This window comes from Pseudidiomarina homiensis, assembly GCF_003987225.1.
Lineage (GTDB): Bacteria > Pseudomonadota > Gammaproteobacteria > Enterobacterales > Alteromonadaceae > Pseudidiomarina > Pseudidiomarina homiensis.
This window is the reverse complement of sequence record NZ_PIPX01000004.1, coordinates 22,332-44,036: the sequence shown is the minus strand read 5'-3', so window position 1 is coordinate 44,036 and position 21,705 is coordinate 22,332. Positions and strand designations below refer to the sequence as shown.

The 21,705-nt window shown below is 51.1% G+C and carries 24 protein-coding genes; 19 read left to right on the top strand and 5 right to left on the bottom strand.

The window, feature by feature from the left end:
- Window positions 1-13: 13 nt before the first annotated feature.
- Window positions 14-229, bottom strand: coding sequence for a YgaP family membrane protein (locus tag CWI70_RS12290; protein ID WP_126774169.1), 216 nt, complete (start codon window positions 227-229; stop codon window positions 14-16).
- Between the two features lie 181 nt (window positions 230-410).
- On the opposite strand from CWI70_RS12290, the gene CWI70_RS12285 reads away from it, so the two are divergent.
- From CWI70_RS12285 to deoD, 5 genes are read left to right on the top strand one after another with little or no spacing between them, the layout of a single operon-like run.
- Entirely contained in the window at window positions 411-839 is a 429-nt protein-coding gene (locus tag CWI70_RS12285) for a cytidine deaminase (RefSeq protein WP_126774167.1), read from the top strand.
- Window positions 836-1,612 carry a deoxyribose-phosphate aldolase gene (gene deoC / locus CWI70_RS12280; protein ID WP_126774165.1) on the top strand — a complete coding sequence of 259 codons (777 nt, stop codon included), beginning with the start codon at window positions 836-838 and terminating at the stop codon, window positions 1,610-1,612. The genes CWI70_RS12285 and deoC overlap by 4 nt, the downstream gene beginning before the upstream one ends.
- A complete protein-coding gene (gene deoA / locus CWI70_RS12275; RefSeq protein ID WP_126774163.1) occupies window positions 1,612-2,949 on the top strand; it encodes a thymidine phosphorylase in 1,338 nt (445 codons plus the stop codon). The genes deoC and deoA overlap by 1 nt, the downstream gene beginning before the upstream one ends.
- A 2-nt stretch (window positions 2,950-2,951) precedes the next feature.
- Window positions 2,952-4,178 (top strand): phosphopentomutase, encoded by a 1,227-nt coding sequence (locus CWI70_RS12270; RefSeq protein ID WP_126774182.1) that lies wholly within the window; start codon window positions 2,952-2,954, stop codon window positions 4,176-4,178.
- 18 nt (window positions 4,179-4,196) lie between these two features.
- Window positions 4,197-4,907 carry a purine-nucleoside phosphorylase gene (deoD, locus tag CWI70_RS12265; protein WP_126774161.1) on the top strand — a complete coding sequence of 237 codons (711 nt, stop codon included), beginning with the start codon at window positions 4,197-4,199 and terminating at the stop codon, window positions 4,905-4,907.
- A 43-nt stretch (window positions 4,908-4,950) separates the two neighbouring features.
- Here the strand turns inward: deoD and CWI70_RS12260 are convergent, their stop codons facing one another.
- Complete coding sequence (locus CWI70_RS12260) at window positions 4,951-7,410, bottom strand: S8 family serine peptidase (protein WP_241967906.1); 2,460 nt, start codon at window positions 7,408-7,410, stop codon at window positions 4,951-4,953.
- 164 nt (window positions 7,411-7,574) lie between these two features.
- Here CWI70_RS12260 and prfC point away from each other — a divergent pair, with 164 nt between their 5' ends.
- Complete coding sequence (prfC, locus tag CWI70_RS12255) at window positions 7,575-9,164, top strand: peptide chain release factor 3 (RefSeq protein ID WP_126774159.1); 1,590 nt, start codon at window positions 7,575-7,577, stop codon at window positions 9,162-9,164.
- 2 nt (window positions 9,165-9,166) lie between these two features.
- Window positions 9,167-9,976, top strand: a complete 810-nt coding sequence (locus CWI70_RS12250) for a TatD family hydrolase (protein WP_126774157.1) — start codon at window positions 9,167-9,169, stop codon at window positions 9,974-9,976.
- Here the strand turns inward: CWI70_RS12250 and CWI70_RS12245 are convergent.
- On the bottom strand, window positions 9,927-10,499 hold the full coding sequence (locus CWI70_RS12245; RefSeq protein WP_126774155.1) for a hypothetical protein: 573 nt from the start codon (window positions 10,497-10,499) through the stop codon (window positions 9,927-9,929). The two genes, CWI70_RS12250 and CWI70_RS12245, sit on opposite strands and share 50 nt — an antisense overlap.
- Window positions 10,500-10,553: 54 nt before the next feature.
- Between CWI70_RS12245 and serB the strand changes: the two genes are divergently transcribed.
- Genes serB through CWI70_RS12220 form a run of 5 tightly spaced genes read left to right on the top strand, consistent with a single transcriptional unit; the run spans window position 10,554 to window position 14,999 of the window.
- Window positions 10,554-11,204: a phosphoserine phosphatase SerB gene (serB, locus tag CWI70_RS12240; RefSeq protein ID WP_126774153.1), complete on the top strand. Its 651-nt coding sequence runs from the start codon at window positions 10,554-10,556 to the stop codon at window positions 11,202-11,204.
- Window positions 11,205-11,225: 21 nt separating this feature from the next.
- Window positions 11,226-12,587, top strand: a complete 1,362-nt coding sequence (radA, locus tag CWI70_RS12235) for a DNA repair protein RadA (RefSeq protein ID WP_126774151.1) — start codon at window positions 11,226-11,228, stop codon at window positions 12,585-12,587.
- On the top strand, window positions 12,587-13,306 hold the full coding sequence (locus CWI70_RS12230; protein ID WP_126774150.1) for a substrate-binding domain-containing protein: 720 nt from the start codon (window positions 12,587-12,589) through the stop codon (window positions 13,304-13,306). The genes radA and CWI70_RS12230 overlap by 1 nt, the downstream gene beginning before the upstream one ends.
- On the top strand, window positions 13,294-14,250 hold the full coding sequence (locus CWI70_RS12225) for a FecCD family ABC transporter permease (RefSeq protein WP_126774148.1): 957 nt from the start codon (window positions 13,294-13,296) through the stop codon (window positions 14,248-14,250). The genes CWI70_RS12230 and CWI70_RS12225 overlap by 13 nt, the downstream gene beginning before the upstream one ends.
- Window positions 14,247-14,999: an ABC transporter ATP-binding protein gene (locus CWI70_RS12220; RefSeq protein WP_157980907.1), complete on the top strand. Its 753-nt coding sequence runs from the start codon at window positions 14,247-14,249 to the stop codon at window positions 14,997-14,999. Before CWI70_RS12225 ends, CWI70_RS12220 begins: the two co-directional genes overlap by 4 nt.
- On the opposite strand, the gene CWI70_RS12215 is transcribed toward CWI70_RS12220, so the two are convergent.
- The gene (locus CWI70_RS12215; protein ID WP_126774144.1) at window positions 14,996-16,315 is read right to left on the bottom strand and encodes a S41 family peptidase; all 1,320 of its coding nucleotides are present in this window, start codon (window positions 16,313-16,315) and stop codon (window positions 14,996-14,998) included. The genes CWI70_RS12220 and CWI70_RS12215 overlap by 4 nt on opposite strands.
- A 141-nt stretch (window positions 16,316-16,456) precedes the next feature.
- Between CWI70_RS12215 and nagZ the strand changes: the two genes are divergently transcribed.
- Window positions 16,457-17,470: a beta-N-acetylhexosaminidase gene (nagZ, locus tag CWI70_RS12210; protein WP_126774142.1), complete on the top strand. Its 1,014-nt coding sequence runs from the start codon at window positions 16,457-16,459 to the stop codon at window positions 17,468-17,470.
- 10 nt (window positions 17,471-17,480) lie between these two features.
- Here the strand turns inward: nagZ and queC are convergent, their stop codons facing one another.
- Window positions 17,481-18,137: a 7-cyano-7-deazaguanine synthase QueC gene (gene queC, locus CWI70_RS12205; RefSeq protein WP_126774141.1), complete on the bottom strand. Its 657-nt coding sequence runs from the start codon at window positions 18,135-18,137 to the stop codon at window positions 17,481-17,483.
- A gap of 74 nt (window positions 18,138-18,211) precedes the next feature.
- Between queC and queE the strand changes: the two genes are divergently transcribed.
- The 6 genes from queE to CWI70_RS12175 all read left to right on the top strand — a co-directional run bounded on the left by queE (window position 18,212) and on the right by CWI70_RS12175 (window position 21,705).
- Window positions 18,212-18,898: a 7-carboxy-7-deazaguanine synthase QueE gene (queE, locus tag CWI70_RS12200; RefSeq protein WP_126774139.1), complete on the top strand. Its 687-nt coding sequence runs from the start codon at window positions 18,212-18,214 to the stop codon at window positions 18,896-18,898.
- Between the two features lie 92 nt (window positions 18,899-18,990).
- Entirely contained in the window at window positions 18,991-19,290 is a 300-nt protein-coding gene (locus CWI70_RS12195; protein WP_241967905.1) for a Flp family type IVb pilin, read from the top strand.
- Window positions 19,290-20,492 carry a hypothetical protein gene (locus CWI70_RS12190; protein ID WP_126774137.1) on the top strand — a complete coding sequence of 401 codons (1,203 nt, stop codon included), beginning with the start codon at window positions 19,290-19,292 and terminating at the stop codon, window positions 20,490-20,492. The genes CWI70_RS12195 and CWI70_RS12190 overlap by 1 nt, the downstream gene beginning before the upstream one ends.
- Complete coding sequence (locus CWI70_RS12185) at window positions 20,479-21,021, top strand: hypothetical protein (protein ID WP_126774135.1); 543 nt, start codon at window positions 20,479-20,481, stop codon at window positions 21,019-21,021. Before CWI70_RS12190 ends, CWI70_RS12185 begins: the two co-directional genes overlap by 14 nt.
- On the top strand, window positions 21,015-21,509 hold the full coding sequence (locus CWI70_RS12180; protein ID WP_126774133.1) for a hypothetical protein: 495 nt from the start codon (window positions 21,015-21,017) through the stop codon (window positions 21,507-21,509). Before CWI70_RS12185 ends, CWI70_RS12180 begins: the two co-directional genes overlap by 7 nt.
- The gene (locus tag CWI70_RS12175) at window positions 21,493-21,705 is read left to right on the top strand and encodes a hypothetical protein (RefSeq protein ID WP_126774131.1); all 213 of its coding nucleotides are present in this window, start codon (window positions 21,493-21,495) and stop codon (window positions 21,703-21,705) included. Before CWI70_RS12180 ends, CWI70_RS12175 begins: the two co-directional genes overlap by 17 nt.

Genomic DNA, 21,705 nt, shown 5'->3' with positions numbered 1-21,705 from the left:
AGTATTCCTATTCTTATTCCGATCTAGCTAGTTCCCGTTCTGTTTTTAAACCAAAAAGCTTACGTAGCGCAAGGCTTGCTGGACAAAAACCAGTAAACGACTGCTGAAAAAGGTTAGCACCTATAAAAACGGTCAGCCAAACAAAGTTTGGATGTACCCATACAGTTAATGCGACCGATAACAGTACCATGAAACCAGCAAAAGCTGTTAGTGCGCGTTCGACAGTCATAAAACACCTCGTTTAAGCGGTAGCTAATTTAGAAGCATCTTAAATATAGTGTAGGTTGCCGAATTTGTCCATAGTTGTCGTACGAAAATAACACCCCTAAGCGATTTCATTGATCTCGCTGACTTGGAACAGACAAACGAAAAGAGTAAGCTGATCGGCCGAAGATCAAGAAAGAAACATTATGAATAACGAACTACATCAATTGGAATTCCTCCGCCAGCATGCAAAGCAAGCAAGCGAAAAAGCTTACGTGCCTTATAGCCAGTTTCCGGTAGGTGCTGCTTTGTTGATGAAGAGTGGGGAAGTGATTAGCGGCTGCAATGTTGAGAATGTCTCTTATGGTTTATCGAATTGCGCCGAACGAACAGCTGTTTTTAGCGCTGTCGCGCAAGGCTACGATGCCCGTGATATCTCTGCGGTAGTGGTGTACACCCCTGGTGATAAAGCTTACGCTCCTTGTGGTGCGTGCCGACAAGTTCTCGCTGAATTTTTGGCTACCGGTACGCCGATCGTTTCGACCAGTGAGCGACAAATGCGGCAGTGGGCGATTGAAGATTTACTCCCTGATGCCTTCGAATTCGACGTGAATGCTTATCGGAAGCCGCTATGAGTAGAAGCGAACGAGATGTCGCGCAACTTGTGTTGCGCTTGATGGATTTGACTTCACTGAATCAGTCTGACAGCCCCGCCGCGATTACTGAGTTGTGCACAAGCGCAGCTTCGTCGTATGGCAGCCCTGCGGCATTGTGCGTCTTTCCCGAATTTGTGGTTTGGGCTAAGCACGAGTGCGAGCGACTCAACTTAACCCAGGTAAAAATTGCCACAGTAACGAACTTTCCAATGGGCAGTATTGATGTGGCTCGTGCCGTTGCCGAAACAGAGCGAGCTGTGGGCGCAGGTGCTGACGAGGTTGATGTTGTTTTCCCTTATCAAGCACTCACTGCTGGTGATGAAAAGGTTGGCTATGACATGGTACAAGCGTGCAAGCAGGCCTGTGCAGAGCGTGCGCTGTTGAAAGTGATTTTGGAAACCGGTGAGTTGCAAACGCCACAACTCATCCGTCGAGCGAGCGAAATTGCGATTCAAGCTGGGGCAGATTTTATTAAGACATCGACTGGTAAAGTCGCTGTCAATGCCACTCCTGAAGCCGCAAAAATGATGCTCGAAGCGATTCGCGAAAGCGGAACACAATGCGGATTTAAAGCTGCTGGCGGCGTCCGCACAGCGGCTGACGCGGCAGTTTATCTTGATCTTGCCCAACAGATTATGGGATCAAGCTTCTTGTCGCCAGAGCGTTTTCGGTTTGGTGCGAGCGGCCTTTTAACCAATTTACACGCTATTCTTGCTGGACAAAGTCCAGCATCAGCAGGGACGAGCTATTAATGTTTTTACCGCAAGAGATTATTCGTAAAAAGCGCGATGGAGGCACATTAACTCGCGCCGAAATTGACTTCTTTGTCCAAGGTTTGAGTGACAACTCGATTGCCGAGAGCCAGATTTCGGCTTTAGCGATGGCGATCTTCTTTCAGGGCATGAGTATGCAGGAACGCGTTTGCCTGACCGAAGCGATGCGCGATTCTGGGCAAGTTTTACATTGGCACGATTTAAACCTAGATGGACCGGTGCTGGATAAGCATTCCACCGGCGGTGTTGGTGATGTCGTGAGCCTTATGTTGGGACCAATTATTGCCGCCTGTGGCGGTTACGTGCCAATGATTTCGGGACGTGGACTTGGTCATACCGGCGGCACGCTAGATAAAATGCATGCCATCCCGAACTATCAACCGTTTCCAAGCGATGACCAATTTCGTCAGGTAGTGAAAGATGTAGGCGTCGCAATTATTGGTCAGACAGGTAGCCTAGCTCCAGCTGACAAGCGCTTCTATGCTACGCGAGATGTTACCGCGACAGTTGAATCCGTGCCTTTGATCACTGCTTCTATTTTGTCGAAGAAGTTGGCGGCAGGTCTTGATGGACTGGTGCTCGATGTGAAGTGCGGTAACGGCGCCATCATGCCTAACTTGGCACGTGCAGAAGAGTTGGCGGAGAGTCTAGTTACTGTCGCGCAAGGTGCAGGTCTCAACACCAGTGCGTTGATTACTGATATGAACCAGGTGCTCGCACACTCCGCTGGGAACGCCATAGAGGTTCGTGAGGCGATAGCTTATTTACGGGGTGACCATCGTACGCCACAGTTACATAAAGTCACGGTGGCGCTCGCTGCCGAGATGTTGTTGCTAGGCGGTTTGGCGCGTTCGCAAGAAGCCGCCGAGCAAGCTGTTGATGAAGCCTTGGCCAGTGGTCGAGCTGCGGAAAAATTCGCTGCGATGGTGGAGGCTTTAGGCGGCCCTAGTGATTTGCTTGACAACGCCGCTACGCACCTACCGCTAGCTAAGGTCGCGCGGCCGGTATTTGCAACGGCGGAACAGTTAGCGGCGGGCCATAAGGTTACGCATATTGAAACACGTCAAATTGGCTTAGCTGTGGTTGCTTTAGGCGGCGGTCGTCGGCGCAGTGAAGATAAACTCGACTACAGTGTTGGGCTTGAGCATATCGCAGCGTTGGGTCAAAACATCGACGAACAGACGCCGTTGGCACACATTTATGCTGCTGATGAGAGCAGCTGGCAACAGGCTGCAGAAACAGTTCGTCAAGCATTTCGATTTAGCAATGAAGCGAGCGATTTACCGCCCGCTGTTTACCGTCGAATTGGAGCCTAATGATGGCGCGTGCAATTGTCCTCGTACTTGATTCTTTCGGTGTCGGCGCCGCCGCCGATGCGGCAAAATTTGGCGATGAAGGGGCGAATACCTTAGGGCACATTGCTGAACAATGTGCCCAGGGCCAAGCCGATGAAGGGCGCAGTGGACCTTTGCAGATCCCGCACTTAGTGGAACTTGGCTTAGCCGAAATTAGTCGCGGCGCTACTGGCGGCTATCCTCCTGGTCTTACCCCTGTTCCGCAGTGCCGTGGGCGCTATGGTTGGGCACAAGAACTCTCTTCCGGAAAGGATACGCCGTCAGGCCATTGGGAAATGGCTGGGGTACCGGTGCTATTTGAATGGGGTTACTTCACCAATAAAGACGCATCGTTTCCGCCCGAATTGCTTGACCAGTTGCTGGCGCAAGCAGCGCTGCCAGGTTATCTGGGAAATTGTCATGCATCGGGTACGGAGATCATCGAGCGCTTAGGTGCTGAGCATTGCCGGACCGGAAAGCCTATTGTTTATACGTCAGCGGATTCCGTTTTTCAGATTGCCTGCCATGAAGATACCTTCGGCTTGGAACGCCTTTACGAGCTGTGTGAAGTTGCCCGGAAGTTGGTCGATCCCTATAACATTGGACGCGTCATTGCGAGACCGTTTAAGGGCTCAGCAGAGAGAGGCTTTGTGCGTACCGCAAATCGCCGTGACTATGCGACACCACCACCTGCACCGACGGTACTTGATAAACTAAAAGCGGCGGGGGGAGAAGTCATTAGTATTGGCAAAATCGCCGATATCTTCGCCCATCGAGGCATTACACAAAAATACAAGGCGGATGGTTTAGAGGCTTTAGTGGCGAAGACGCTTGAAGTAATGACCCAGGCGCCTGAGCGAAGCTTAATCTTCACTAACTTGGTTGACTTCGACACCTTATATGGGCATCGCCGTGATGTGGCTGGTTATGCCCGCGCATTGGAGACCTTTGATCGTTTGCTACCGAAGATTCTAGCGGAGCTGGAACAAGATGATATCTTGATTATGAGCGCCGATCACGGTTGCGATCCGACGTGGCCGGGAACCGACCATACGCGGGAATATGTGCCGGTAATGATGTACGGCAAAAATCTTCCGGCGCATAACTTAGGCCGTCGCGAAAGCTTTGCTGATATAGGTCAAAGTATCGCCGAGCTGTTGGAGCTTGAGCCGATGGATTATGGTATTTCTATGCTCCCTCAACGACTCTAGCGACAGGATAGAAGCAACGTGCCAACACCCCATATCAACGCTGCGCCCGACGCATTCGCACCAACGTGTTTACTCCCAGGCGATCCGTTACGGGCGAAGTTCATCGCCGAAACCTACTTGAATGATGTTACCTGCGTTACCGATGTTCGTAATATGCTGGGTTTTACCGGAACCTACCAAGGCGAGCGAATATCGGTGATGGGCAGCGGCATGGGTATGCCTTCTTGCGCAATCTATGCGACCGAGCTTGTTCGCCACTATGGTGTAAAACGTATTATTCGCGTCGGTAGCTGTGGCGCTATCCAACCTGAAGTACAGTTGAATGATGTGATTATTGCGAATAATGCGAGTACCGACTCGAATATGAATCGTCAGCGTTTTGGCGAGTTTGACTTTGCCGCTTGTGCGACCCCGCGCCTTGCACATCAATTTTTAAAGTATGCCGACGCAGCACAACAGACCGTGGCCATCGGGCATGTGTTTTCAACCGATAACTTCTATGACGTACCCGATGCGAGATTGGAACAGTTACAGCGCATGGGCGTGCTGGCGGTAGAAATGGAAGCGGCAGGGTTGTATGCCATTGCTGCGCAATACAAGGTTCAGGCGTTGTGTGTGTTGACGGTCTCCGATCATATTCTTAGTGGACAGCAGTTGACCAGTACCGAACGGCAGAATGGCTTTGCGAAGATGCTTGAGTTCACCTTGAAAGCACTTCATAACAATTAAAAAAGCCGCCACCCGCAAGGGTGACGGCAGGGACTACCTAGGTTTAATTTGCGATGCGCGGCAACAATTGGGTTACATCGCGGGCAAATTCCGCACGTGTTACCTTTTGGTTGCCATTAAAGTAGGCTTTTAGGCTCGGTTGCAGATCAAATGGGCCTTGTTCAACGTCGAGCTCCACTTGTGCTAACCCCATGTTCAAAGCAAGTTGCACATAACCGCGCAGCTCTGCTGGAATCGCTAAGCTATCCTCAAGCTCGATGACTTGATCAAACCGAGTCACCTGAATAGGTTGTTCGGGGTCAAACGATGTCGCAACAGATGCTAAGCCGAGGGCTTGGACGAGGGTATAGGCAACGGTTGTGCGATCGACCGCGTCTTGACTGCCAAATAGCGAACTTGATGACGGGAATAGCAGCGGAGCTGCTGAGGCTGCGCGCATAATGCCATCGTTGTCGGTGGTCGCATTTGCGAATGCAGCACTCGGGCCATGAGTATCGATAAACTGCTCTTGATTCCCTTTGTTTGACTGTCGCACTAGGCCTGCCAGCGTTAAGGCATCAGCAAGCTCAATCTTAGTTAGCCATTCGTCGGCGGCAAATCCTGTTGCACGAGCATCCATCAGACGTTCATTGATCGCCAACTCAATAAAAGCTCGCGCAGGGTGATTGACAGTGTCGTCGATGCCTTCAACACCTGCCGTTTCAACTAAGCGAATGGCGACATCGGTGGCCGACGGAACACCGATACCATTGGTGACGCCAAGAGGATCAAGCGCTAGACCACTTACCGAACCAATACCTCGAGCATAGACTTTCCAGGTGCCGGCGACTGCTGGCGCACTCACGCCAACCGATGACCCCAACAACGGTAAACCGATACCTGAGCCATAACGATTGCCATTTGGATCTTCCAGCACAAAAGCAGTACCGGTTTCGATCTGTGCATTGGCTAAGACAAGGGTCGCCGAGGCTGGCACATTAAAGGTTTCAAAGGAGCTCTCGCCAACAGGTACATATTCGACAGTACGGGTAAAGCTGTCACCATTGCGCAGTAATGCGTTCGCGTTGAACTCACGATTGAGTTTAACCGTGTCGCCAAAGTCATCGGCATTTCCTAACGCCGCTTTTACTGCTGCATGGGCGTTAACATAGCCCGCTCCAGCTTCCCAAGCATCACGTCCGGGCATAACGGTGGCGGTATCTTGCAGGATTTGTTTGACTTGTTGCCATTGCAAATTCGGATTGGCTTCAAGCATTAGCGCAACAATCCCTGATACATGTGGAGCTGCCATTGAGGTGCCGCTAGAAAAGGTGTAGTACGGGAGTTGTTCCGGCGGAAGCTCCTCGGAATCCTGTGTTGCGCTCAACGTCCCCGTGCTTGACAGTGAGGCACGGGCGGAAATGATATCGACGCCAGGTGCGGTGATTGTTGGACGGTCTTCCCACGTGAAGGTTTCGCCATTAATCGTCACCGATCCCGACTTTCCATCGACGCCGCGCGAGCTAAAGTCTGCTAACTTGCCTTCTTTGTCACCGGCCGCGACAGTAATAACCCATGGCGCCTTTTTGAAGTTGCCAGTAATGGTGGATTCCCCAGGGCCTGAGTTACCCGCCGAGAACACCGTAATGATGCCATTATCCGCAAGCGCTTTGGTCGCGACGTTGGTAGGGTCATCTGGATTGAAGTCGGTACCGACATCACCGGTGTTACCAAATGAATTTGATATCACACGGATGTTGTAAATAAACTGGTTATTGAGTGCGTAATCGAAGCCACCTAAGGTATCTAAAATGAACAGCGCGGCGCCTGAACCATAGCCGATAATCGATGCGCCCGGCGCAACCCCTGCGTGCTCGCCTTTACTCATGGCGCCAGTGCCAGCAATTGTTCCAGCTACATGCGTGCCATGACCGCCAGCGATATCGGTATTCGCGACATTCTCTTGATAAGTAATTGGTGCCACGCCCGACAAGCTATTTAAATTGACTTGCGCCAATACGTTTTGCACCACGTGTTGTGGATACAGCAAATCGCCGTGCGTACCGTCAACACCTGAGTCATTGACCACCACGCCGACGCCGCGGCCCGAGTAGGGCACTCCGGAAGAGCGGAGCGTCTTATCGGCACGCAGTTTTTTGACGCCTGTGAGTTCGGTTGCGTCACCATTCTCAAGTTCTAGTCGGTCGTTATGCCATACGGAACGAACGTCGTCACGTTGGTAAATCGCTTCAATTTGTTCTGCGGTAGCTAAGGCACCCACCATTGGTAATCGCTGTAACGCGACACCGTTGATACCTAGGCGTTCGAGAGCTTCCATCTGACTTACAGAAGGAGCATCAGTTTGCTCAAAAGTGATAATAACTGGATGTAAAACATCTGCTTGGGCTCCTGCAATTATTGCTTGAAGATCCGGGTCAAAGGTTTTAGCAAGCGCATTGGGTAGATGAATTGAGAAGGCGAGAGCCAAACTCAATGCCGATAGTTTGGTTGTTGTTTTCATCATGAACTTCCTCGATTTATGTTGGTAGACGCTCTAACCTTGGCATGAGCGGCTATGTCGTGAAATAGGGGAGAACCCCCAACATTGAGGCGCCAACAGCCACAGATATGTGATAAAATTCACGATTCAAATTAAATCGTTTGTGGTGATATGAGGAATAAGAACTGATGAGTGGTAGTGGTTTGAGCAGCGAAGTCAATAAACGCAGAACATTTGCGATCATCTCGCATCCGGATGCGGGTAAAACGACTATCACTGAAAAAGTTCTGTTGCACGGACAGCGCTTACAAAAGGCCGGTACTGTAAAGGGTAAAAAGTCTGGTCAACATGCGAAGTCTGATTGGATGGAAATGGAGAAAGAGCGTGGGATCTCGGTTACCACCTCAGTGATGCAGTTCCCTTATCGCGATGCCTTGGTGAACTTACTAGATACCCCAGGCCACGAAGACTTTTCGGAAGATACCTACCGCACACTGACGGCAGTGGACTCCTGTTTGATGGTGATCGATGGCGCCAAAGGTGTCGAGGATCGTACCATCAAGCTGATGGAGGTGACGCGTTTGCGCGATACGCCGATTATCACGTTTATGAACAAACTGGATCGTGATATTCGTGACCCACTTGAACTGCTTGACGAAGTTGAAAGCGTTCTCAACATCATGTGCGCACCCATTACGTGGCCAATTGGGTCGGGTAAGAATTTCAAAGGTGTTTATCACCTTATCGATGACGAGACGATTCTCTATAAAACGGGCCAAGGCCACCGGATTCAAGATCGTGAGGTCATTAAAGGTCTGGATAATCCTGAGCTTGATGCCCGTATTGGCGATTATGCTGATGATTTGCGCGAACAGATCGAGTTGGTGCAGGGGGCTTCCAACGAGTTTGATGAAGAGCTCTTTCTAGCCGGTGAACTTACCCCAGTCTATTTTGGTACTGCATTGGGCAACTTTGGTGTCGATCACATGCTTGATGGTCTGGTGCAGTGGGCGCCTACACCGTTGCCACGTGAAACCGATGAAGGCAAACAAGTAAGCGCCACGATGCCAGAGTTCTCAGGTTTTGTATTTAAGATTCAAGCGAATATGGATCCAAAGCACCGTGACCGTGTTGCCTTTATGCGCATCGTGTCAGGCAAATATGAGAAAGGCATGAAAATGCACCAGGTCCGCATTGGCAAAGATGTGCGCATCGCCGACGCTTTAACTTTCTTGGCCGGTGATCGAGAGCACGTTGAAGAGGCCTATCCGGGTGACATTATCGGGTTGCATAACCACGGTACGATTCAGATTGGTGATACTTTTACCGCAGGTGAAAAGTTTAAGTTTAGTGGTATCCCTAATTTTGCACCTGAGCTCTTCCGGCGGATACGCCTCAAAGATCCGCTGAAGCAAAAGCAACTGTTAAAAGGCTTGGTGCAGCTCTCTGAAGAAGGCGCCGTGCAAGTGTTCCGCCCGTTAGCCAACAATGACTTGATTGTCGGCGCGGTAGGGGTGCTACAGTTCGATGTGGTCGTTCACCGCTTGAAGTCTGAATACAATGTGGACGCTGTGTACGAGTCAATTAATGTTGCTACAGCGCGTTGGGTATCGAGTAGTGACGAACGCAAACTCGATGAGTTCCGCCGCAAAGCTGAACAAAATTTGGCGCTGGATGGCGGCGATAACTTAACCTATATCGCGCCGACAATGGTGAACTTAAACCTTGCTGCAGAGCGCTATCCTGACATTGACTTCCACCACACACGCGAGCATTAACCATGGTTGAGAGCCTCTTCGATACCCATTGCCATCTCGATTTTGAGGTGTTTGATGCGGATCGCGAAGAGGTTCTCCGCCGCGCCGCGCAAGCAGGCGTGCAGCACATTTTGGTGCCTGGAACGCGACGCATGGCGCATTTTCCGCCATGTTTCGAGCGAGGCTCACAAGTACAGTTACATGGTGCCGTTGGCCTGCATCCCTACTTTATTGAGCAGCACCAAAGCCAAGATCTCGATTGGGTCGACAAGCAATTGCAACACGACAAGCGGTTGTTGGTGGGTGAAATAGGCTTAGATCGCACCTGCACCGAATGGCAAAAGCAATGCGAGTTATTTGAGCAGCAGGTGCAATTAGCGGTGCGTTACCGGCGACCTTTGATCCTACATCACCGTAAGTCGCAAAGTGACTTGCTGGGGCTCCTTACTCCCTACCTTGCTGAGTTACCACAGTGTAAAGGTGTCTTGCACGCCTTCAGCGGTAGTCGTCAACAAGCGCAGGACTGGATTGCGAAGGGCTTCAAACTTGGTGTCGGTGGCACTATAACTTATGCTCGGGCGGCGAAAACGCGGGCTGCGATTGCCGAGGTGCCGTTATCGGGCCTAGTGTTGGAAACCGATGCACCAGATATGCCTGTGGCAGGTCATCAAGGTAAGCGTAATGAACCTTCACGGCTCGCTGATGTTTTTGCAGCCCTTGCCGAACTGCGGCAAGAGTCGGCGTCCGAACTGCGCCAAAAACTGTGGGAAAACAGCCTAGAGCTTATTGATTTTCTTGCGGCGGACGCCAGCGACGATAGCGCCATTTATTGAAAGTGATGGTGATTAAAACGCCTGCGAGTAAGGCAAAAATAATCAAGTATTGTCCGTAATAAGTTAGATATTCGTGAGTCGCAAGCGGTTCGGCGAGCAATAGAGGTTGGTTAACGGTAACGTGAAGATAACCATGAATGACCGGCTCTTCGCGGATCTCTTCGACCAGGACAAAAACCTGTTCGGGTTGCTCGGTTACCGCATCAGCACTAACAACTTCGCGTCCGTAGGTGTCGTAGATAGCACTAAATTCTACCAAGCGATGTTGGCTCAGTTGATCCACTAAGGCCTGCAGCTTTTCTTGGTCATTTTCGATGAGCCAATAGCGCGCCTCATGGCCCGCTTGTGTGGCCATGAGTTCGACAAGCTGTTGGCTATGCGCCTGCAAGTCTGCGAGACTGGTTTGCTGCATGCTACTCCACAAGTTCTCGATTAGGATGATCAGGAGTAGCGCAGCAACTAATCTTCGTCCGCGGCGATAGACAAGCTTGATGATATTGATAACATGCTGAGTTGTCGTCATGACAAAACTATACGCTGGGAACACCGACGAGAGCAACTAAGAAGAAGAGAAACAATGCCGAATTTACAACAACCTGGCTTGGTTGTGTTCGATATGGACTCGACGCTGATTACCATCGAGTGTATTGATGAGCTGGCCGCCTTAGTCGGTAAGAAGCCCGAAGTGAGCGCGATTACCGCAGCAGCGATGCGCGGCGAGTTGGATTTTGCCGAGAGTTTGCGCGCCCGTGTTGCCTTGCTGCAAGGCGTACAAGAACAGCAACTTGAAGCACTTTTTCAGCCCATCCCGTTGAGTCGCGGCGCCGCTGAGTTGTTACGTTGGTTTCATGCTCAAGGCTGGTATACAGCGGTGGTTTCTGGCGGCTTTACTTGGTTTACCGAACGGCTTGCCGCAACCATTGAATTAGATGCTCACCACGCCAACGCACTGCAGTGGGAGGGTGGACAACTCACCGGCACGGTGGCTGAGCCTATCGTTGATGGGGCAAGTAAGGCACGTTATTTAATTGAATTGGCGCAGCAGTGGTCGATTCCGCTAAGTAACACGATTGCTGTTGGTGATGGCGCCAATGATGTTGCGATGCTAACGGCTGCAGGTTTTGGCGTGGCGTACTGCGCCAAACCGGCTTTGCGAGACGTCGCCAACCTGACAATTGATTCCCCCGATCTGATGCTGCTTGCTGATCATTTGAGCACGTTGGCGTAATTTGTAACTTGAGTGAGCGTTATGGCAAAAGCAAAAACAGCATATGTGTGTAATGAATGCGGCGCCGACTTTGTGCGTTGGTTAGGGCAGTGCACCGAGTGCAAGGCATGGAACTCACTGAGTGAAGTTCGTTTAGGTAATGCGAAAAGTGCAACGGTAGAGCGTCGTGGTTTTGCTGGCGCGACACAAGCAAAAGTACAAACTCTGGCTGAAGTGGACTTAGAAGATCTGCCACGGTTTAGCTCAACCTACCAAGAGTTCGATCGGGTGCTAGGCGGTGGTATCGTGCCCGGCTCAGCAATTTTGATTGGCGGTTCACCGGGCGCCGGTAAAAGTACCTTGTTGCTGCAAACCATGTGTCAATTGGCGGCCACCATGAACACTTTATATGTGACTGGTGAAGAATCCTTGCAGCAGGTGGCATTAAGGGCACAACGCTTGGGCTTGCCGACCGACAAGCTGCGCATGCTTGCCGAAACCTCAGTGGAAACAATTTGCGACTTGGCGGACCGTGAGCAACCCAAAGTTATGGTGATTGACTCGATTCAAGTCATGCACCTTGCTGATATTCAATCGGCGCCAGGTAGTGTTTCTCAAGTTCGCGAATCGGCAGCTTACTTGACGCGGTATGCCAAGCAAAAAGGCGTCGCCATTATTATGGTGGGCCACGTGACCAAAGATGGTTCACTAGCTGGCCCCAAGGTTCTTGAGCACTGTATTGATGCCTCCATTTTGCTGGAGGGAACTGCAGATTCGCGGTTTCGTACGTTAAGGGGCAACAAGAATCGCTTTGGCCCAGCGAATGAACTGGGTGTTTTTGCGATGACCGGACAGGGCTTACGTGAAGTAAGTAATCCCTCAGCGATTTTTTTGCAAAGGGGTGAAGAACACGGCAACGGTTCCGTGGTGATGGTCATTTGGGAAGGCACGCGACCACTCCTGGTTGAACTACAAGCTTTAGTGGATGCCAGTCAACTGGCTAATCCGCGCCGCGTCGCGGTTGGTACCGAAGCAACACGTTTGGCGATGCTACTGGCTGTCTTACACCGTCATGGTGGACTACATATGTCCGATCAAGATGTATTCGTTAACGTGGTTGGCGGCGTGCGGGTTACCGAAACGGGAGCCGATCTTGCCTTGTTGCTTGCTATTGTTTCGAGTTTTCGGGAGCAGCCGTTGCCACGAGACTTAATTGTGTTTGGTGAGGTTGGTCTAGCTGGTGAAATTCGACCGGTGCAGAATGGCCAAGCACGTTTGAACGAAGCTGCTAAGCACGGCTTTACCCGCGCCATTGTGCCCGCCGGAAATCGTCCTAAGGATGCCATTGCCGGTATGGAAGTGATTGCCGTGAAGAACCTGCAACAGGCACTAGAGGCCATCTAATGGTTGCAGAATTGCTGTTGGCGAGTGTCATTGTGAGTTTGAATCCTTGTTTCGATGACTGGCTGCCACAGTGGTTGGGCGAGGGCATAGAGGTTGTCACGACTCAAACGCATGGTCAGCGTCTGGAAGCTATCTTGCTACACGAGCCCGACAGTGTGGTCGCCGGAAGCTTCGTCAATCGCTCATTGCGACTGGCCTTGGAGGCACGAGTAAAACTGGTCACTATACCGTATGTAACAACAACGGATCAGTGGGATGCGGCGTTACAGCAGTTAGGTCAAGAGTTACAGCACGAGACTCAGCTACAGCATTGGCGCGGTAAGCAACGTCGACAGTTGCAACGCTTTAACCTACAAGCGCTCGGCGAAGTCTTGGTGCTGATGCCCAACGCTTACACGTGGGGGCTGGACAGTTGGGTTGCCCACCTGCTGCAACAGCGAGGTGCGACATTATCGCCGCTTATGGGCGACGGCCAACTGTTGCGCTTGAGTTTGGAGGAGGTGTTATTGACCCAGCCTGACACCGTCATACTTGAGGGCTTCTCGAGTGATTACGCACGCGCTCATGATTGGTTGTGGCACCGAGCTATGCAAGATTGGTTAACGCAGCGACAAGTTGTAGAGGTAAACGGTGCAATTGCCGGTTGCTCAGACCTGCGTGCGGTTGATTACCTCAAGAGCATAAGGTCCGACGATGGAGCGCACCTATGGGGCGACTAACACTAGCGGTACTAGTGCTTATCACTATTGCCGTGATGGCACTGCATACCTTGCTCGGCTCGACTGGATGGGGCATGGCCGTGTTGGGTGATAACGCGGCGATGATTTTTTATGAATTACGCTTACCACGCATGCTGCTTGCGTTACTGAATGGTATCGCTTTAGGTGTCGCCGGCGCGGTGCTGCAGGTGCTTTTTCGTAACCCACTCGCAGAGCCCGGGATTACCGGTGTCGCAAGCGGCAGCGCACTGGCTGTCGTGTTGGTGCTCTATAGTGGTCTAGTGTTGCCGAGTTTATGGGCTTTACCGGCGATTGGTATGCTGGGCGGATTGCTGAGCCTGATCGCGCTATGGTTGATTGCCGGTGGCAACACCAGTGGTTTTCGGCTGATCTTGGCCGGCGTCGCAGTGGCTTCGCTTGCTGGCGCATTGGTTGCATTAGTCTTAAATTTGGCACCTAATCCATTTGCTTATCTGGAGTGGAGTTTATGGTTGCTAGGCTCGGTGGCTAACCGTGGCTGGGAACAGGTCATACTGATGTTACCCAGCATAGTGCTCGCTGGCGCTGTTTTATATTGGCAGCGCAATTATATCGATGCGCACATCTTCGATGTCGCCACGCTCGCTACGCTTGGCTTTCGGCAGCGTTTCGCGACGTGGTGGGTGCTGCTTGCGGTCACTTTGCTCATTTCAGCGTCAGTTGTAACTGCTGGAGTGATTGGCTTTATCGGATTACTCGCGCCGCATGCGGTACGTCTTTTGGGCGAACATCGGCCGATTCCGTTGATTGCGTTGAGTGGTCTTTGCGGTGGAGTCCTGTTGGTGTTGATTGACGCTGTGGTTAAAACCATCCCTACGACAGTCGAACTGCAACTTGGCGTGGTGGCGGCGTTTCTGGGCGCGCCATGGTTAATTTATTTATTGGCAAAGCAGAGGTTTGCGTGAGTCTGGTCTGTGAAGAGCTGAGCTTTGGTGCACGACTCCAACAGGTAAGCTTTAGTGCAGCAACGGGGCAGCTGGTGGGTATTATCGGTGCCAATGGCGCAGGCAAAACGACATTGTTGCAGGCCTTAACTGGACAGTTGGAGCCGACCGCGGGTAGGGCCACATTCGCGAATGCTACGATTGCGCAACTGGCGTCGCTCGAGCAGCGCAGGTTGATTGGTTTTCTGCCGCAAAACCCTACCGCTCATAGTGATATAACGGTTGCACACTTTTTACGTAGTGGCTTGGTTAACCTATCGCTACGGCAATCGCCGTCAGCTGAAGTGAAGCGCGTGGTTGCGTTGTTAAAGATTCACGATTATCTATCCCGTCCGCTGACGCAGCTTTCCGGAGGTGAACAGCGCCGAGTACAACTCGCTCGCGCGCTGCTTGGTGATCAACCGTGGCTAGCCTGTGATGAACCTACCGCAAGCCTTGATTTGCATTATCAGCTGCATGTAATGCAGCTACTTAAAAGTCTTGCGCAGCAGGGGAAAATCATAACGGTTGCCTTACACGATCTGAGCTTAGCGGCGCGTTTTTGCGACCAGTTAGTGTTACTCCATAAAGGTCGCCTAGTTGCTGCTGGCGAGCCAGCAGCAGTACTTACCGATGAAAACTTAGCGAACGCTTTTGGTATCTCGGCACGTTGGTTGTGCACCGAACAAGGCGTCGCATTATTACCGTCGTTGCTTAAACAGCCCTCTTAGAATTCGCGGCGCCATTGTTCGAGTAAGTTGTAGCGTTGCTTATTCGCTTGGCTATCCGCACTAAAACTTTGCGCTTGGTTGAGTTGTGCGCTCGGACTACAACTACCAAAGCTGATGAAATATTTGGCTTCATCTAACAACGGGTCGCCATTAACGCCCCAATCCCCCGCTAGTGTATCGGCAGCCGAGCATTGTGGGGCGAGACCATCAAAGTAACGGCCCTCTCCATCAGCGTTAACGGTTTCAAAGTTGATCACGAAACTGCGTTTGTCACAAAATGGCTGTGGCGACTGACCGACGGGTTTGCCGCAGGTTGGCTGGCCAACCACAACAACATCAACGTAGGGTTTAAGGCCATTAATAATGAGCTCTGAGGAGGAACAGCTTGCCCCAGTTGTAAGTACGAATACGCGGTCAAGATCAAGTTGTTGCACACCATCGACCAATTGGAATAGCGAAGTATTGTTTTGATCCGAGTTCTTATCGTTATAGATCAGTGAAACAAAGGGGTTACCAATGACGTTGTTACCCGCTGCTTGGCTTGCCGCTTGGTTCGCATAACGAATGAGTCCACCACCGTTATAGCGCACATCAATGATAAGTTCATCGACGCCAACGAGCGTATCGTAAGCACTATTGAGATCTGCTCCGGTGCGGTCGATAAAGCTATTGAGAACATAATAGCCGACGTCCTTGCCATCTTGGGCAAAACGGTCAACCGCTAAGACTGTATTGGTTTCAACCGCGGTTTTGGTGATGACGTCGGTTTGCTCTTCACCGTTGGGTTTCTGCCAGCTAAATGTCACCGAAGTGCCTTCTTCCGCTGGGCCTAGGGCTGAATTCAAACTGCCATTTGCAATTAACGTTGCCACTGCGACGCCATCAATCTCGATAATTTCGTCGCCGCGACTCATGCCGACATTGGCTGCTGGCGATTCGGCAAAAACGTAATTAAGGAACAAGCGTGAGCCAACCACGCGGCTCGAAAAACCGAAGCCAATGTACTCGGCGTTGACGAAACGTTCTTGATATTCTTGCTCGGTAAGGATGTAGCTGAACCGATCCTGAGGACTGCGGATGGCGTCGAGTAGGGCGTCCACCGACGGGTAACTCGTTGGGTCTATTCCGGCCGGAATATCTTCGTACCAAAAATAATTCTCGCGCATGTAGTCAAGAAAGTAACTGTTTTGCTCGGCGATGGAGCAGCCTCCGGTGTCGGGTGAACTATCATTGGAGCCGCCACCGCAGCTAGCGATGAGCGGCAAGCTACCTACGAGTGCTAGTGCGCGAATAACGCGATTGGTTTGGAATAACATGGTCGGCTCCTTAAATCGGTCAATACTCTTTATATATAGCCTTGCGACGAACAAGTCTAGTCCTTGAATTGATTAGTGACGTGCCGCAGATTTTTTGGCAAACTGCCTCCTTTCATACGTATCAAATGCGACGGAAGTTCTATGACGGCAGTAATGATAGACCTTGAAGGTACCGAGTTAACGCAAGCGGAACGTGAGTTAGTGGCACACCCAGCCGTGGGAGGGGTCATCTTTTTTGCACGTAACTTCGCTTCTCAAGAGCAACTTCAAGAGCTGGTTCGACAAACCCGTGCTGCTGCTAGTAATCCACTTATTCTCGCAGTTGATCATGAGGGCGGCCGTGTTCAACGCTTTCGTGAAGACTTTTCAAAGATCCCTGCGATGGGGACGATTCTGCCAGAAAGTAGCTCCATGGAAGAAGCGCAACATATTGCGCAGGAGCTTGCTTGGTTGATGGCGAGCGAAGTTCTGGCGATGGATATCGACATTAGTTTTGCGCCCGTCCTTGACGTTAATGGCATTAGTGAGGTGATTGGTGAACGGGCGTTTGCATCCTCAGCCAAACACGTAACCACTCTTGCCCGTGCATGGATTAAGGGCATGCATCAAGCTGGGATGAAGGCAACTGGGAAGCATTTTCCAGGCCATGGTTCGGTGCAGGCTGACTCCCACATTGCCGCGCCCGTTGATGAACGACCATGGGAAGCGATCCGGCGGACCGATTTACCACCATTTATAGAGCTCGCCAACTGTATGGATGCGATTATGCCGGCGCATGTTATCTATCCTGATATTGATGATAAACCAGCGGGTTTCTCCGAGCGTTGGTTGCAGCACATTTTACGTGCTCAACTGGGCTTCAAAGGTGTGATTTTTAGTGATGATTTAGCCATGGCTGCCGCACACGCGGCCGGTGATATGCCTGACCGCGCTCGTGCGGCGCTGCGCGCCGGTTGTGACATGGTGCTTGCCTGTAACGACAGAAGTGGCGCCGAAGCCGTACTTATTGCCATGGAGCAGGAACTCGCCACGATCGAACGACAGCCAAATAACTGTTATGAGCGGTTGGCAAAATGTGCCGCGCTGGCGATGCCAATGTTACGTAAACATCCGCGCTGGCACCAAGCACAACACCTACTTGAACGATTCAGCTGAGGGTTACGGTTCACTCGTACGCTAGCGGGTCGACGGTGTTGTTTGCCGCAAACGCTTCAAGCCGTTCAACACAAGCGCCGCACTTTCCGCACGCCTTGTCACGGCCGTTGTAGCAGGTCCAGGTGTTCTTGTAATCAAGGCCCATAGCAAGTCCGTCACGCAAGATTTCAGCCTTGTCATTCGTGAGGTAGGGAACGGCGATTTCAATCGGCTCGTAGTTGGCGATGCGACTTACGTCATTCATACGCTGAACAAATTCAGGACGACAGTCGGGATAAATCGCATGGTCTCCAGAGTGTGCGCCGTAGTAGACGGCTTCTGCGCCAATCGAAACCGCATAACCAATCGCTAGTGAGAGCAGAATCATGTTGCGATTCGGCACCACAGTCGATTGCATTGAAGCTTCTTCGTAATGACCTTCAGGAATAGCTGTGCTCGTGGACGTCAACGAGCTGTTGCTGATCAACTCATTGATCGCTGTGATGTCGACGATTTTATGGGGAATATTTAGTCCCCGCGTGACTTCGGCGGCAACCGTTAGCTCTTTAACGTGGCGTTGTCCGTAATCGAAGCTTAAGGCATAAACGTCATGCCCATCCCGTATTGCTCGGTGTAGCACGGTAAACGAATCCATTCCACCAGAGTAAATAACGACAACCTTTGCCATATCAGAATTCCTTGTGACTTCTTGATCAATACTAATTTAAGGTACAATAACGGCATAGTTTACCGCAAAACAGGATGAATCCCATTAGTACTCGCTATCCAATCAATGAATTGTTCGAAACGATTCAAGGTGAAGGCTTCTATACCGGCACACCGGCTATTTTTCTGCGCTTGCAGGGTTGTCCTGTCGGCTGTCCTTGGTGCGATACGCAACACACATGGGAAAAGTCAGCGGCGGATAAGGTTGATCTTGCAACGCTTTTGGCGAAGTCCTCGGCGTCTGCGCAGTGGGCAGAGCTCACGGCCGCTGAGATTCTTGCGGCCTTTAAACAACAAGGTTTTCAGGCCAAGCATGTAGTGATCACCGGTGGCGAGCCAGCAATGTACGACCTACGTGAACTGGCACAGGTTCTTGAAGCCGCAGGATACCGCTTGCAAATCGAAACCAGCGGTACCTTTGCTTTGCAAGTTTCGGCTGCGACCTGGGTTACGGTGTCGCCCAAACTAGATATGCCGGGTGGCTTTTTGGTACGTCCCGACTGTATGAAACGTGCGAATGAAATAAAACATCCGGTGGCGATGCAAAAGCATATTGATGCACTCGATAATCTCCTCGCTCAATGTCCGCCTGCCGAGAACGTAATCATCGCACTGCAGCCAATATCCCAGCGTTCACGGGCAACCGAGCTGGCGATAAAAACCTGTATCGAACGGAATTGGCGTTTATCGGTGCAGTTGCACAAGTATCTTCACATCGAGTAAGCCTAAGCTCCTTTTTGTCTGACCCTGCTTTCTTGTGGCTATAGTTGAGCTATCCATCGTTTGGGTACATTCAACTTTTGCAAGGAGGCTTTATGCAACACGGACGTTCATACTCTTCATTGGTCATGGCGCACAAGTTTCATCGTGGTCAGGGAATGACCGAGTACATCATTATTGTTGCCCTCATAGCAGTGGCTGCAATCGGTGTTTATTCATTATTGGGCAAGACTGTACGCAACCAAGTCTCGGGCATTGCTCATGAAGTTAGCGGACAGAGCTCCTCTCAGCAACTTAACGAAGCGCGTTCAAGTGCAAGGCGCTCAGGCACTGTAGCTCGGCAGGATGTCAATCTTGGCAACTACGATGAAGCCACCGAGTCCGGTAGCAACTAATGGCGCGCAATGGCTTTACTACTTTATGGCTGATGCCAATTTTGGTCGGTATCATTTTTCTGATTATCGGTTTGATGGCACGTAGTGAAGCCCTGCGCAGTAGTTGGTATCAACAAACCGTCGCCGATAACATGGCAAGTTCCGCCGCAACGGTGTTAGCACGTGAGATGAACCTACTCGCAATTACGAACCGTGCATTGTTCGCGAACGAGTTGGCAATTGCACAACTGTTGGGCTTAGCGAGTTGGTTTCAGATGATGAAGGATGTTGCCGACCGCAGTGCAATGGCTTCGTCTTGGATTCCATACCTGAATGCCATCACCCGGAATATCGCCAATGCGGTCGATAACTTTGAAGAGCCGTTCCAACAAATCTTGCAAGGTGTGCTTTATTTTCAACGCATGGTCACCACGGCGATACGAGCGACGCAATGGTATGCGCGCATTAGCTTTGCCATGACGTTACCGAAAACAATGGAACAAATACTCGCCGCCCATGACGTCGGTGATGAGCCAATAAAATGGCAACTCTTGCATGCTCCAGGACTGGTTCCGGTGCCATGGTTGTGGTGGACGTTTATACCAGCACAAGCTTCGGGAAGTGATAATCAGCTGGCGCATCGTTTGATGCTGGAAAGTCTGGACCCCTTCAGTAAGAAGCGTAGCTATGAGTGGTTCGATGCGTTGCAAATTGAGGTTGAGAAAGCTGGCGGAGCGCGTCTCCACGAAGATTCTAGTGGGAGTTGGAGTTGGCAAAGTATGGATACGGTCTCGATTCATGTGCGCGGCCTGTTGGATTCTGACGAATACCCGTGGGGTGATGGCGCAACTTATCTCGGTGAAGAAATCGAAAGTGTTGGTGCTAAAGATTTTGGACGCACTCGAAAGATCAATCCGACCGCAACTCAGTGGGGTGTTGCCGATCAGGTAGAGTTTTCTGGCAATGCGCAGCCCTTTCGTTATTTTAATCGCACGCAATTGGATCCCGCGGATTGGCCTGCCGTTATTGTTGTCTTGCCTCAAGCGGTGGCAAAAGCAAGTGTCGTTTACTCGCGTCCAACGCGTTGGTTTCGCCGCTCGGATAGTAAAAATGAGCAGGCCAACTTGTTCAATGCACTTTGGCAGAGTCAACTGAAGTCGTTATCGCAATTAGAGCGAGTGTTATTAACAGCACGAGTTGGTGATGCTCATGAAAAAGTTTAGCGATAACTCGGGACAGGCGATGGTCGAGAGCCTCATTGTATTGACGTTGTTGGCTGGGCTGCTGTTGCTGCTGACCGATACTGTTTTTCCACTCCACGAACACCAATTAAAACGCATTGAAACCGGGCGTGCGGCCGTGTGGAATTGGCAACTGAATAGTACGGTGGAGGTCACGGAAAACTATGCATTTGCCAAGCGCGCTGAAGTGGTTTTAAGCCCTTTAAAAGGATTGACTGGGCTGGCACTAGAGCAAGATAACTTACGTGTCATCGCCAGTGCTCCTGATGTCGCCGCTATGGCGCGACTTACCGATACGTGGTCGCCGATGAGCGCGGAACAGCTTGATTCTAGGCCAGCTCGATTAACACCGCTCGCACGGTTGCAGGAGTTGGGCCTTGGTAAAATCCAGAATTTTATAAGCTGGCTGCACTTTACCGAAGAGTTTTCCGCTGAGAGTTTGCGGTTCGGTTATATCGCTAATGAGGCAACACCTGCTGAGTTGGCGTGTCAGAGGGGGCAGTCATGCTAGCGGTGGATCTTCCGAGCGAATGGCAGGCCGAAGTTTGGTCAACGCAAGCTACCAGTTCGGTTTGGCGGTTAGCACTTGCGCAAACACCACGGTTAGAACAGTTAAATTGCCAGACAATGACAATCAATGCACTGCTTTCATGGTGCGAGAAAGACTCAAGTTTATGGCTGATGCAGCAGTTAAATGGCGTGTATTGGCTAACTGAATATCGCCGCACATCGCTGTCTAAAAGTGTTGTGCGAAGCGACTGGCGAGGCACTCGGCTTCAACAGTTTAGTGCTCAGGGCCAGACTGTAGCTATTTATCAAAACAACTATCACCCGAAGCAATTAGAACGTTATCTCAAACTCCGCCATAGTGGGCGGCATCCAATAGTTACGGAGTTAAGCCATGGAAGGTTTTACGTATCCTTGCAAAAGCCAAGTGAGGACATCTTCGTCTACGCACGTACGCAGGGCACTCTCTTGGTCAGTGCGCAGCGTCACTAACTGTCAGCAAACAAACAATGGCCAAGCAACAGTCGAAACGTTGGTGGTGGCGTTGAGCTTGTTCGCTATCGTCGTGATCCCAGTAACTGCAAACAACGAGAGCTTAGTGGAGCTTGTTGAGATCATCGTCAGTTCGTGGATGTTGGTGTTCTCGGTTACCTGGCAGCAGTTTTTGCTGCACCCATGGGCGGCGTAA